11 protein-coding genes and 2 tRNA genes are annotated in these 11,560 nt (G+C 72.1%); 5 read left to right on the top strand and 8 right to left on the bottom strand.

All coding sequences use genetic code 11. The features are described from left to right. Nucleotides 1-37: 37 nt before the first annotated feature. The 5 genes from ACWENQ_RS26300 to ACWENQ_RS26280 form a co-directional block, all read right to left on the bottom strand. Complete coding sequence (locus ACWENQ_RS26300) at nucleotides 38-1,525, bottom strand: M1 family metallopeptidase (RefSeq protein WP_452416642.1); 1,488 nt, start codon at nucleotides 1,523-1,525, stop codon at nucleotides 38-40. A gap of 65 nt (nucleotides 1,526-1,590) precedes the next feature. Beyond that, a complete protein-coding gene (locus ACWENQ_RS26295; RefSeq protein ID WP_452416640.1) occupies nucleotides 1,591-2,277 on the bottom strand; it encodes a type 1 glutamine amidotransferase in 687 nt (228 codons plus the stop codon). Between the two features lie 137 nt (nucleotides 2,278-2,414). After that, the gene (locus ACWENQ_RS26290; protein WP_452416638.1) at nucleotides 2,415-2,948 is read right to left on the bottom strand and encodes a hypothetical protein; all 534 of its coding nucleotides are present in this window, start codon (nucleotides 2,946-2,948) and stop codon (nucleotides 2,415-2,417) included. A gap of 17 nt (nucleotides 2,949-2,965) precedes the next feature. Further along, nucleotides 2,966-3,967: a LacI family DNA-binding transcriptional regulator gene (locus tag ACWENQ_RS26285; protein ID WP_449926184.1), complete on the bottom strand. Its 1,002-nt coding sequence runs from the start codon at nucleotides 3,965-3,967 to the stop codon at nucleotides 2,966-2,968. Beyond that, nucleotides 3,960-5,300: a rhamnulokinase gene (locus ACWENQ_RS26280; RefSeq protein ID WP_452416636.1), complete on the bottom strand. Its 1,341-nt coding sequence runs from the start codon at nucleotides 5,298-5,300 to the stop codon at nucleotides 3,960-3,962. The genes ACWENQ_RS26285 and ACWENQ_RS26280 overlap by 8 nt, the downstream gene beginning before the upstream one ends. A 98-nt stretch (nucleotides 5,301-5,398) precedes the next feature. Here ACWENQ_RS26280 and rhaI point away from each other — a divergent pair, with 98 nt between their 5' ends. From rhaI to ACWENQ_RS26260, 4 genes are all read left to right on the top strand, one after another. Next, on the top strand, nucleotides 5,399-6,544 hold the full coding sequence (gene rhaI / locus ACWENQ_RS26275) for an L-rhamnose isomerase (protein WP_452416634.1): 1,146 nt from the start codon (nucleotides 5,399-5,401) through the stop codon (nucleotides 6,542-6,544). Between the two features lie 85 nt (nucleotides 6,545-6,629). Beyond that, entirely contained in the window at nucleotides 6,630-8,729 is a 2,100-nt protein-coding gene (locus tag ACWENQ_RS26270; RefSeq protein ID WP_452416632.1) for a bifunctional aldolase/short-chain dehydrogenase, read from the top strand. Between the two features lie 98 nt (nucleotides 8,730-8,827). Further along, the gene (locus ACWENQ_RS26265) at nucleotides 8,828-9,304 is read left to right on the top strand and encodes a nucleoside deaminase (RefSeq protein WP_452416630.1); all 477 of its coding nucleotides are present in this window, start codon (nucleotides 8,828-8,830) and stop codon (nucleotides 9,302-9,304) included. Nucleotides 9,305-9,316: 12 nt separating this feature from the next. Continuing rightward, nucleotides 9,317-9,826: a pyridoxamine 5'-phosphate oxidase family protein gene (locus tag ACWENQ_RS26260; RefSeq protein ID WP_452416629.1), complete on the top strand. Its 510-nt coding sequence runs from the start codon at nucleotides 9,317-9,319 to the stop codon at nucleotides 9,824-9,826. Between the two features lie 94 nt (nucleotides 9,827-9,920). Here the strand turns inward: ACWENQ_RS26260 and ACWENQ_RS26255 are convergent, their stop codons facing one another. Further along, complete coding sequence (locus ACWENQ_RS26255; protein ID WP_452416628.1) at nucleotides 9,921-10,814, bottom strand: NAD-dependent epimerase/dehydratase family protein; 894 nt, start codon at nucleotides 10,812-10,814, stop codon at nucleotides 9,921-9,923. 204 nt (nucleotides 10,815-11,018) lie between these two features. Between ACWENQ_RS26255 and ACWENQ_RS26250 the strand changes: the two genes are divergently transcribed. After that, complete coding sequence (locus ACWENQ_RS26250) at nucleotides 11,019-11,177, top strand: hypothetical protein (protein WP_449926202.1); 159 nt, start codon at nucleotides 11,019-11,021, stop codon at nucleotides 11,175-11,177. Nucleotides 11,178-11,281: 104 nt separating this feature from the next. Here the strand turns inward: ACWENQ_RS26250 and ACWENQ_RS26245 are convergent. Both ACWENQ_RS26245 and ACWENQ_RS26240 read right to left on the bottom strand, forming a co-directional pair. Beyond that, nucleotides 11,282-11,356 (bottom strand) — tRNA-Val (locus ACWENQ_RS26245). Between the two features lie 12 nt (nucleotides 11,357-11,368). Continuing rightward, a tRNA-Gly gene (locus ACWENQ_RS26240) sits at nucleotides 11,369-11,440 on the bottom strand. Nucleotides 11,441-11,560: the final 120 nt, after the last annotated feature.

Below are 11,560 nucleotides of genomic sequence, written 5' to 3'. Positions count from 1 at the left end.
CGGTACGGCATGCGCATGCCGTACCGGCTCCGCGGGGTCACGGCTTGCGGTGCTTCAGCAGCTCGTGCACCTTCTCGATCTTGGCGATGGACGCCGGCGCGACCGCGGCCGACTTGGCGGCGGCCGTGGGCGTGGCGCCGGTCGGCGAGGTGGCCGGCTTGCCGGGCGTGAACAGCCAGGTGTCGAACAGCGCGTCCAGCTGCTTGCCCGAGATCCGCTCGGCCAGCGCGATGAACTCGGCGGTCTCGGCATTGCCGTGCGCCTTGGCGCGCGCCCACGTCCTGATGATCGACCAGAAGGCCGCGTCGCCGACCTCGGTGCGCAGCGCCTGCAACGTCATGCCGCCGCGGTAGTAGGTGGCGTTGTGGAACAGGTCGGCCGCGCCCGGGTCGCCCGGCTTGACCTGCCAGAACGGGTCACCGGCCGGGTACTGGTCGTAGAAGAAGTCGGCGACCTCGGCGGCCGTGCCCTCACCCAGCTTCTCCGACCAGATCCACTCGGCGTAGGTGGCGAAGCCCTCGTTGAGCCAGATGTGCTTCCAGTCCTTCACCGCGACGCTGTCGCCGAACCACTGGTGGGCGTTCTCGTGCACGACCACGTAGGTGTCGGGGCCGCCGGAGAAGAAGCGCGGGTCGTAGACCGGCTGCGTCTGCGTCTCCAGCGCGAAGCCCGGCAGCGCGCTGGTGACCGAGCCGCCCATCGAGTGGAACGGGTAGCGGCCGAACCGGTCCGCCAGCCAGTCGACGATCTCCGGCGTCCGCTCCACCGACTCCTTGGCCGCCGCCTCGTAGCGGCCCAGGTTCTTGCTGTAGGCGGTGGTGACGGGCAGCCCGCCCGACGAGCGTCCCTGCCGCACGTCGAGCTGCCCGACGAACAGCGTGGCCAGGTAGGTGGCCATCGGCTTGTCCATCCGCCAGGTGGAGGTCGTCCGATCGCCTCGCGTGCGTTCCCCGACCTTGACACCGTTGCTGATGGCCTGCGTGCCCTTGGGCACGGTGATCGTGATGTCGTAGGTGGCCTTGTCGAGCGGGTGGTCGTTGCTCGGGAACCACCACCAGGCCACCTGCGGCTGGCCCAGCGCGAGCGCGCCGTCGGCGGTGGCGATCCACGGCGTGAAGCCGCCCGTCTCGTCGGGCACCGGCACCTTCGACGGGGTGTCGGCGTAGGTCACCTCGACGATGAACGGCGTGCCCCTGACCAGCGTGCGCGGCGGCGTGATCTCCAGCTCGTGCAGGCCGGACCTGGCGAACGTGGCGGTCCTGCCGTTGACCTTGACGCTGTCGACCTTGAGCAGGAAGTCGAGGTTGAAGCGGGTCAGGTGCTGGGTCGCCGTGGCCACGATCGTGGTCTTCCCGCGCAGCAGGTCGGTGCCGGGCTGGTAGTCCAGGGTCAGGCTGTAGTGCCTGGCGTCGTAGCCGCCGTTGCCGTGTTCGGGAAAGTAGGAGTCTCCGATGCCCGGTGCGCCCGGGCCCTTGTCGGTGGCGGCCGCCGGTGTGGCGAGGAAGAGCCCCGCGGCCGCGCTCATGGCGATAAGGGTGCGTGATCGGATTGATCGCATCACCGCAACGTAACCGAGGGCCGTCGCCTCGTCTACGACATCCGCGCCACCCCGGCGAAGCGCCTGGTCACCTCCCGCCAGACGGCGACGGCGGCGGGCTCGTCGAGCAGCGCCCTGCGATGCAGGTCGGCCAGGTCGAAGCCGCGGTCGTCCCACTCCAGGATCCGTTCGGGCGCCACCTCGGGGTGGAACTGCACGCCCCACGCCGCCGAGCCGACCCTGAACGCCTGGTAGGGACAGGCCTCCGTGCGCGCCAGCCACACGGCTCCCTCCGGCAGCTCGACGACCGCGTCCTTGTGGTGCTCGATCGCGGTGACGACCCCGGGCAGGTCGTGGAAGAGCGGGTCGGCGGCGGCCTCCGGGCGCAGCGTGATCGGCGTGCTGCCGTTCTCCGGCTCGCCCGCGTCGGCCTTCACCAGCCCGCCGGCCACCTCGGCGAGCATCTGCCCGCCCAGGCAGATCCCCAGGTACGGCCTGCCGTCGTCGATCGCCTCCCGGACCAGCTCCCTGGTGGCCGGCAGCCACGGCGCCCTGGCGTCGTCGGAGGGCAGGTAGCCGCCGCCCAGCACCACCAGCGCCCGCCCGCCCAGCCGCGCCGGCAGCTCGTCGCCGTCGAAGGGCCGCACGACCTCCAGGTCGAGACCGTCCTCGGCCAGCCAGTCGCCGACCCTTCTCGGGCCGCCGCTGGCGGCGTTCTGCACGATCAGGACTTCACGCATCGTGGGCCTTTCTGAGCCGGGTGGAGGATCGGCTCGGCGGGGTGGTCGAGCTCGGAGCGGGCATCGTCGAACGCCGCCCGGCAGGGACGGCGCGCCGGGAGGTCAGTGGACGGTCTCGGCGATCGGGGGTCTCCCGGTCAGCGCGGCAGCGGCCTGGTCTGGTCGTCGTCGCCGCGGTCGGGCCGCTGGAAGGGGGTGAAGGCGGAGGGGTAGGCCGGCTGCTGGGGCGGCGGGCCGTACGGGGCGGGCGGCGGGGGAAGCTCGGGCCTGGCCGAGCGCCAGCGCGAGGGGAAGGCGGAGACGGTCACCAGCATCACGCCGAGGGCGAGCAGCATGCCGGTCGGGCCGAGCACGTCGAAGCCGTACTTGAGCGTGTCAGGCAGCAGGAGCAGCAGGTCCGACGGATACAGCCAGGGCATGACCAGCACCACGCCCATCAGGGTGTAGGTGAGGCCGGCCAGCAGCGAGGCCACGGGGGACAGCCGCGAGCCGGCGACGAATCCGAGCACGATCGCGGTTCCGGCGAGCGCGAGTGCTCCCCACCACGGCCCGGTGTAGGTCCTGAACGCGAACAGGATCTGGCCCGCGCCGAAGGCGAGGCCGACGGCCAGCAGGGGAGTCAGGAGCAGCCCAGCGACCACTCCGAGGACATGGCGGACAGCGTTGGACATGCTGGGAAGTCTAGACGTCACCGCGTCGATTCCCTGATCACCAGTTCGGGTTGGAACATGATCTGCTGGTGGGCGTGTGTGTTGGGATTGTCACACTCGTCCAGCAGCAACTCGGTGGCCACCCTGCCGAGCTGGTAGGTCGGCTGCCTGACCGAGCTGAGCGAGACCGCCGACGCGGCGGCGAAGTCGATGTCGTCGTAGCCGATCAGCGACACCTGCTCGGGCACCCGCACGCCCGCCTGCAGCAGGCCGCGCAGCAGGCCGAGCGCCAGCAGGTCGTTGGCGCAGAAGACGGCGTCCGGCAGGTCGGCCACGAGCATCTCCGCGGCCTGCTGGCCCGCCTTGGCGGTCATCGACGGCATCTCCAGCACGCGCAGCTCGGCGGGGTCGCGGCCGGCCGCGGCCAGCGCCCGCTCGGCCCCCTCGCGCCGCTCGCCGCACTGCCGCATCGAGGCGGGTCCGGCGACGTAGACGAGCCGCTCGGCCCCGCCCGCCAGCAGGTGGGAGACCGCCATCGTGCCGCCCATCACGTCGTTGACCGACACCGCGCACTGGTCGGGCCGCTCGGCGGGATGGTCGACGAGCACCACGCTGATGCCGCGCGAGCGCAGCCGCTCCAGGCGACGCGAGTCGTCGTCGGACGGGGTGATCAGCACGCCGCGCACCCGCTGCTCGGCGAAGACCAGCAGGTTGCGCTCCTCCTTGGCCCTGCTGCCTGAGCTGTTGCCGAGGATCACCGCGTAGCCGCGGTCGCTGGCCAGATCCTCCACGCCGGCGGCGACGTCGGTGAAGAACGGGTTGCCGATGTCGATCACCGACAGGCCGATCGTCCGGCTGTGGCCCGCCCGCAGCGTCGAGGCCGACCCGTGGCGGACGAAGCCCAGCTCGCGGATCGCCTGCTCGACCCGGCTGCGCGTGGAGCCGGCGACCTTCTCGGGGCGGTTGAGGACGTTCGACACCGTGCCGGGCGACACGCCCGCCCTGGCCGCGACCTCCTTGATGCTGACCGGTTCAGCCACGCCCGCCCCCCGGATGGTAGGTGCGCAGCGGCTGGCTGCGCCGTACCAGCTCGCGCGGGTCGGCCACCAGCCCCAGGGCACGCGCCTGCACCAGCACGTTGCCCAGCGCCGCCGCCTCCACCGGCCCCGCGACCACGGGCAGGCCCGTGGCGTCGGCCGTCAGCTGGCACAGCAGCGCGTTGCGAGCGCCGCCTCCGACGATGTGCACGACCTCGACCTCCCGTCCGCTCAGCCGCGCGGCGTCGCTGACGGCTCTCCGATAGGCGAGGGCGAGGCTTTCCAGGATGCATCGTACGGCCTGCGGCCTGCTCGACGGTGCGGGCTGCCCGGTGCGCGCGCAGTAGGCCGCGATGCGGGCCGGCATGTCGCCCGGCGGCAGGAAGCTCGGATCGTCAGGATCGATCACCGCCGTGGACCGTTCGTCCGCGGCCGCCCGCAGCAGGCCCTCCAGGTCGCTCTCGCCCCATGCCCGCATGCACTCCTGCAAAATCCACAGGCCCATGACGTTGCGCAGGTAGCGGATGGTGCCGTCGGCGCCCGCCTCGTTGGTGAAGTTGGCGGCCACGCTGCCGTCGGTCAGCACCGGTTCGTCGAGCTCGACGCCGACCAGCGACCAGGTGCCGCAGGAGACGTAGGCGAAGCGCGGTGTCCGCGCGGGCACGGCGACCACGGCGGAGGCGGTGTCGTGGGAGGCGACCCGCGTGACGACCGCGCGGTGCCCGACGTCGGCCGTCAGCGGGCCCACCACGCTCCCCGGAGGGGAGATCCGCGGGAAGATGCGCGCCGGCAGGCCGAGGTCGGCGATCATCGGCCGTGCCCAGTCCCTTCCCCTGACGTCGAACAGGCCGGTGGTGGAGGCGTTGGTGAGCTCGGCCCCCTTGACGCCGGTCAGCCAGTAGGTGAGCAGGTCGGGGATGAGGAGCAGCGTCTCGGCGTGGTCGAGCCGGCTCTCCAGCAGCTGGTAGAGCGTGTTGAACGGCAGGAACTGCAGGCCGTTGACCTGGTAGCGGTCGAGGTCGAGCCGCTCGGTGTAGCGGGCGGTGCGCGCGTCCCGGTAGTGGACCGGGTTGCCGATGAGCGCGCCCTCGCCGTCCAGCAGGCCGTAGTCGACCGCCCACGAGTCGACGCCGATCGAGTCGGTCTCGCCGGCCCTCCGCAGGCCGTCGAGGGTGTCCTGGTAGAGGGCCAGGATGTCCCAGTGGAGGGTGCCCGCGACGGTGACGGGACGGTTGGGGAAGCGGTGCACCTCGACGAGGTCGACCCGGTCGGCCGTGACCTCGGCGCGCATGACCCGGCCGCTGGACGCGCCGAGGTCGACAGCTGTGATTCGCATGCGCTGATTAAAACGTATTTCCCAGCTTGGCATTGACCTTCAGCGGAGGTGAGTCTAGTTTTCGTTAAAACGTTTCAGGCACCCAGGCGGGGAGTCGCATGATCAAGGACCTGCTCAGGCGGCAGCACATCGAGACGCCCTCCTGGGCGTACGGCAACTCGGGCACGAGGTTCAAGGTGTTCGCCCAGCCGGGCGTGCCCCGCGACCCCTACGAGAAGCTGGCCGACGCCGCCCAGGTGCACGCCTTCACCGGCATCGCGCCCACTGTGGCGCTGCACATCCCGTGGGACCGGGTCGACTCCTACGAGGACCTCGCCGGCCACGCCGCCTCGCTCGGCCTCGGCATCGGCGCGATCAACTCCAACGTCTTCCAGGACGACGACTACAAGCTCGGCAGCGTCACCCACCCCGACCCAGCGATCCGCCGCAAGGCCCTCGACCACCTGCTCGCCTGCGTCGACATCATGGACGCCACCGGCTCGGCCACCCTCAAGCTGTGGTTCTCCGACGGCACCAACTACCCCGGCCAGGACGACATCAGGGCGCGCCAGGACCGGCTGGCCTCCGCGCTGGAGCAGGTCCACGAGCGGCTGGGGGAGGGGCAGCGGCTCCTGCTGGAGTACAAGCTGTTCGAGCCCGCCTTCTACGTCACCGACGTGCCCGACTGGGGGACCGCCTACGCCCACTGCCGCGCCCTCGGCGACAAGGCGCAGGTCGTCGTCGACACCGGCCACCACGCGCCCGGCACCAACATCGAGTTCATCGTGGCGTTCCTGCTGCGCGAGGGGAAGCTGGGCGGGTTCGACTTCAACTCCCGCTTCTACGCCGACGACGACCTCATGGTCGGCGCGGCCGACCCGTTCCAGCTGTTCCGGATCATGTTCGAGGTGATCGGCGGGGGCGGGTACGGCCCGCACGTGTCCTTCATGCTCGACCAGTGCCACAACATCGAGCCGAAGATCCCCGGGCAGATCAGGTCGGTCATGAACGTCCAGGAAGCCACGGCCAAGGCGCTGCTCGTCGACCGTGAGGCGCTGGCCGCGGCGCAGGCCGAGGGTGACGTGCTGGGGGCCAACGCCGTGCTGATGGACGCCTACAACACCGACGTGCGGGCCATGCTGGGGGAGTTGCGGGCCGAGATGGGCCTGGACCCCGACCCGATGGCGGCGTACGCGAGGTCCGGGTACTTCGAGAAGATCGCGGCCGAGCGGGTGGGCGGCTCCCAGGCGGGATGGGGCGCATGAACCGGCAGGTCCTGCCCCGCGACCCACCGGCGCGGTCTGACGATCCAGCTCCATCACCGACACCACACGCAAAGGGAGACACCTGATGACGGTTACCGAGCTGCTCGACCGGGCCCATGCCCTCGGCTCGGACCCGCGCAACACCAACTTCGCGGGCGGCAACGCCTCGGCCAAGGGCGTCCGGCGCGACCCCGTGACCGGCGGCGACGTCGAGCTCATGTGGGTCAAGGGCTCCGGCGGCGACCTCGGAACCCTCACCGAGGACGGCCTGGCCGTCCTGCGCCTGGACCGGCTGCGCGCCCTCGCCGGCGTCTACCCGGGGGTCGAGCGCGAGGACGAGATGGTCGCCGCCTTCGACTTCTGCCTGCACGGCAAGGGCGGCGCCGCGCCGTCCATCGACACCGCCATGCACGGCCTGCTCGACGCGCCCCACGTCGACCATCTCCACCCCGACTCCGGCATCGCCCTGGCCACCGCCGCCGACGGGCCCGAGCTGACCGCCCGCATCTTCGGCGACCGGGTGCTGTGGGTGCCGTGGCGGCGGCCCGGCTTCCAGCTCGGTCTCGACATCGCCGCGCTGCAGGCCGCCAACCCGCAGGCCATCGGCTGCGTCCTCGGCGGCCACGGCATCACCGCGTGGGGCGCGACGAGCCAGGAGTGCCAGGCGAACTCCCTCGAGATCATCCGCACCGCCCAGCGCTACATCGACGAGCACGGCAAGCCGGAACCCTTCGGCCCGGTGATCCACCCCTCGCCACCGGCCGCCGAGCGGAGGGCGCGCGCCGCCGCGCTCTTCCCGCTGGTCCGCGGCCTGTGCTCCACCGACGCTCGCCAGGTCGGCCACTACACCGACAGCCCGGAGGTCCTCGACTTCCTCGCCCGTGCCGAGCACCCGCGCCTGGCCGCCCTGGGCACCTCCTGCCCCGACCACTTCCTGCGGACGAAGGTGGCTCCCCTCGTCCTCGACCTTCCCCCCACCGCCTCGCTGGACGAGGCGATGGCGCGGCTGCGCGTCCTGCATGCCGAATACCGTGACCGGTACGCGGCGTACTACCGGCGGCATGCCGTACCGGACTCGCCCGCGATGCGCGGCGCCGACCCGGCGATCGTGCTGGTTCCCGGCGTCGGCATGTTCTCCTTCGGCAAGGACAAGCAGACCGCGCGGGTCGCCGGCGAGTTCTACGTCAACGCCGTCAACGTGATGCGCGGCGCCGAGGCCGTCTCCACCTACGCGCCGATCCCCGAGTCGGAGAAGTTCCGCATCGAGTACTGGGAGCTCGAGGAGGCCAAGCTGCGCCGCCTCCCCAAGGCCAAGCCGCTGGCCGGACGGGTGGCGCTGGTCACCGGCGGCGGCTCGGGAATCGGCGCCGCCACCGCCCGCCGCCTGGCCGCCGAGGGCGCCTGCGTCGTCGTGGCCGACCGCGACCTCGCCGCCGCCGAGAAGGTCGCCGCCGAACTCAACGGCCACCCCCACCTGCCGCCCGCCGCCGGCGTTCCCGGCGCGGCCGGACCGAGCGCCGTGGAACCCGCCGGCAGGCGGGGGGCGGACACGGCCGTCGCCGTCGCGGTGGACGTCACGTCCGAGGAGCAGGTCGTCGCGTGCGTACGGCAGGCCGTCCTCGCCTTCGGCGGCGTCGACCTGATCGTGAACAACGCCGGCCTGTCCCTGTCGCGGTCGCTCCTCGACACCACCCTCGACGACTGGAACCTCCAGCACGACGTCATGGCCAGGGGCTCCTTCCTCGTCTCGCGGGAGACCGCCCGAGTGCTCCTCCTCCAGGACATCGGCGGCGACATCGTCTACATCTCCTCCAAGAACGCCGTCTTCGCCGGGCCGAACAACCTCGCCTACGGAGCCGCCAAGGCGGACCAGGCCCACCAGGTACGCCTGCTGGCCGCCGAGCTGGGCGCCCACGGCATCCGGGTCAACGGCGTCAACCCCGACGGCGTGGTGAGAGGGTCGGGCATCTTCGCGTCAGGGTGGGGGGCGAACCGGGCAGCCGTCTACGGAGTGGAGGAGGAGAAGCTGGGCGAGTTCTACGCCCAGCGGACGCTGCTGAAGCGCGAGGTCCTGCCCGAGCACATCGCGGCGGCGGTGTTCGCGCTGACCGGCGGCGACCTGTCGCTCACCACGGGGCTGCACATCCCCGTCGACGCGGGGGTCGCCGCGGCCTTCCTCCGCTGAGCCGGAACGGTCGCCGGCGAGCCGTCCTTGTCGACACGCCGGTGCTCGGCGGCGGTCGTGCGCGGCCGGGGTTCACCGGCCGCGCCTAGCATGGGCCGGTGAACGAGATCGATCTGCGGCATCTGCGCCGCTGCCTGGAACTGGCCGCCGAGGCGCTGGAGTCGGGCGACGACCCGTTCGGCTCGGTGCTGATGGCCGCCGACGGCACCGTCCTGGCCGAGGACCGCAACCGCGAGACCTCCGAGTCGGACCCCACCCGCCACCCCGAGATCGACCTGGCCAGGTGGGCGGCCGCGAACCTGCCGGTGGAGGAGCGGGCCGGCACGACCCTCTACACCTCCGGCGAGCACTGCCCGATGTGTTCGGCCGCGCACGGCTGGGTGGGGCTCGGCCGGATCGTCTACGCCGCCTCCGCCGCCCAGTTCGTCGCCTGGCGGGCCGAGCTCGGCCTGCCCGCCTCGCCCGTCAACGCGCTGCCGATCCAGCAGGTGGTGCCCGGCGTCACGGTGGAGGGCCCCGTCGCGGACCTGGCCGAGGAGGTGCGCGCCCTCGTGCGTCGCTCGGCCGGGGGATGATATGCCGGAGGTATGGCGGACAAGGATCCCGAGACGACGCTCGACCGCCGCTTCAGCAGCGACAACGCCACCCCCACCAGCTGGGCGGAGGCGCGCGACATCCTGTCGGTGGCGGAGATCTACTGGCTGTCCACCGTACGGCCGGACGGCGGCCCGCACGTCACCCCGCTGATCGCCGTCTGGCACGACGGCGCGCTGTACTTCTGCACGGGGGCGACCGAGCGCAAGGCCAAGAACCTGGAGAGCAACACGCGCTGCGTGCTCACCACCGGCTCCAGCTCCATGAGCGGCGGCCCGGACGTGGTGGTCGAGGGACGCGCGGAGCCGGTGACCGACGAGGCCGAGCTGCGCCGGCTGGCCGAGGCGTACACGACCAAGTACGGCCCCGACTGGCGCTTCGACGTCGCCGACGGGGCGTTCGTCGGACGGGGTGGCCGGGTGCCGGTGTTCAGGGTCACGCCCGAGCGGGCCTTCGGCTTCGCGAGGGACGGCGAGTACGGCCAGACCCGCTGGCTGTTCTGACCGCCCCGCGACAGGCCACGCACCGCGCCACACGAGGCGGGACGCGCCCCGCGACGGCCCGGCGCCGCGCGTGGCGACCCGGGATCTGACGCGGTCAGGCTGTGGCGGTGAGGGCGGGGAAGCCGGTTCGCCAGGAGGGCCAGGCGGGGGTCCAGCCGAGGGCACGGGCCTTCGCGTTGGAGGCGCCGCGCTCCCAGCCCTCCCGTCCCGCCGTGCTCTGCCCTGTGCTGTCGGGCGTGCTCTCCGGCACTGGCTCCTGCACTGGCTCCGGAGCGGGCTCGCCGAGGGCGGCCGCCAGCACCGGCACCCACTCCCGGGCCGGAGCCGGCTCGTCGTCGACGACGTTGACGACGCCGTCGGGCCAGTCGAGTGCCAGGAGCGCCGCCAGCGCGGCGTCCGCCACGTGCACGAACGAGCTGACCGCGGCGCCCGCCGCCAGCTGTCCTTCGCGGAGCTGGTCCGCGACCCACTCGCCTGGGGAGTACCAGGTGCCGGGGCCGTACAGCAGGCCGTACCTGAGCACGACATGCCGTTCCACCTCGGCCGCGGCCGACTCCAGCGCGATCACCGGGCCGACCATGCCCTCGCGCGCCGGATCCAGCGGCTCCTCCTCCGTGGCGGGGGCGTCACCGGCGGCGTAGACCCACGAGATCGACTGGGCGACGATGCGGCCCGCGCCCGCCTTCAGTGCCCCGTCCACCAGGTTGCGGGTGCCCTCGCGGCGGATCCGGGCGTTCTGGTCGAAGCGCCGCTCGCCCAGCGCGGTCAACTGGTGGATCACCGCGTCGGGCCGGGCGGCGGCGAGCGTGGCGAGCGTGGATTCGCGGTCGAGGACGTCCAGCCGTACGGCGTCGGCGCCGGCGGCCCTGATCGCGGCGACCCCCGCGTCGGACCGCGAGGTGCCGACCACCTCGTGTCCCGCCTCGAGCAGCAGCGGCACCAGCTGACGGCCGACGGCCCCGTTGGCCCCCGCCAGGACGATCTTCATTCGGGTCGGACCTCCTTCGCCGGAACACCGTGGCGGTGACGGCGTCAGAGATCGTAGCCAGGGGCGCGCGGTCGGGTCCGGGGCGGGGCCGGCCTGACCGCGACCGGGTCCCCGGGAAGTACGGAGATCATCTTTTCGCAGGTCGCGGCCACGATCATTACCTTCAGTAACATCTGGACCGCGCTGGCGACAGTGGATACGTTTTTGACCCTCTTCCGACTGAAGGCGATGATGAACGACGAATCCCCTGGCCGGCTGCCGATGCGTGAGGACGCCGAACGCTGTCCCAGCACCGACCGCGGCCGCCGCTGCGTCCTGCCGCCCGGCCACCGTGGCGACCACGTCTACCCGCCGCTCACCTGACCCGCTCTCACCTGGCGCAGCCGCGAGGAGTGCCCGCCCCCACGGGCGGGCGCGGGTCTGCGTAAACACGAAACCCCAGGCCGGGACGGCCTGGGGTGTCGATGTGGTGGACGATACTGGGATTGAACCAGTGACCTCTTCCGTGTCAGGGAAGCGCTCTCCCGCTGAGCTAATCGTCCTCGGTACTTCCGAGCGGAAGACGGGATTCGAACCCGCGACCCTCACCTTGGCAAGGTGATGCTCTACCACTGAGCCACTTCCGCGTTGCCGCTCGTTCGCGACGACGAAGAGAACTGTACCGAATCCTTGCCGAGTCCCCAAACCGAAAGCGGCGCGCACGGAGTGATCCCGGCCGCCGCGGCGGAGCCCGGCGGGCCGGACAG

The organism is Nonomuraea sp. NPDC004354, from assembly GCF_053602555.1.
Note: the sequence above shows the minus strand (reverse complement) of the source record. Positions and strands in the feature narration are given on the sequence as shown.

Bases quoted from the DNA above. Each gene is read 5' to 3' on its own strand.
- ACWENQ_RS26290 (WP_452416638.1), bottom strand. From the start codon at position 2,948: ATGTCCAACGCTGTCCGCCATGTCCTCGGAGTGGTCGCTGGGCTGCTC.
- rhaI (WP_452416634.1), top strand. From the start codon at position 5,399: ATGATCAAGGACCTGCTCAGGCGGCAGCACATCGAGACGCCCTCCTGG.
- ACWENQ_RS26255 (WP_452416628.1), bottom strand. From the start codon at position 10,814: ATGAAGATCGTCCTGGCGGGGGCCAACGGGGCCGTCGGCCGTCAGCTG.
- ACWENQ_RS26270 (WP_452416632.1), top strand. From the start codon at position 6,630: ATGACGGTTACCGAGCTGCTCGACCGGGCCCATGCCCTCGGCTCGGAC.
- ACWENQ_RS26280 (WP_452416636.1), bottom strand. From the start codon at position 5,300: ATGCGAATCACAGCTGTCGACCTCGGCGCGTCCAGCGGCCGGGTCATG.
- ACWENQ_RS26295 (WP_452416640.1), bottom strand. From the start codon at position 2,277: ATGCGTGAAGTCCTGATCGTGCAGAACGCCGCCAGCGGCGGCCCGAGA.
- ACWENQ_RS26260 (WP_452416629.1), top strand. From the start codon at position 9,317: ATGGCGGACAAGGATCCCGAGACGACGCTCGACCGCCGCTTCAGCAGC.
- ACWENQ_RS26300 (WP_452416642.1), bottom strand. From the start codon at position 1,525: ATGAGCGCGGCCGCGGGGCTCTTCCTCGCCACACCGGCGGCCGCCACC.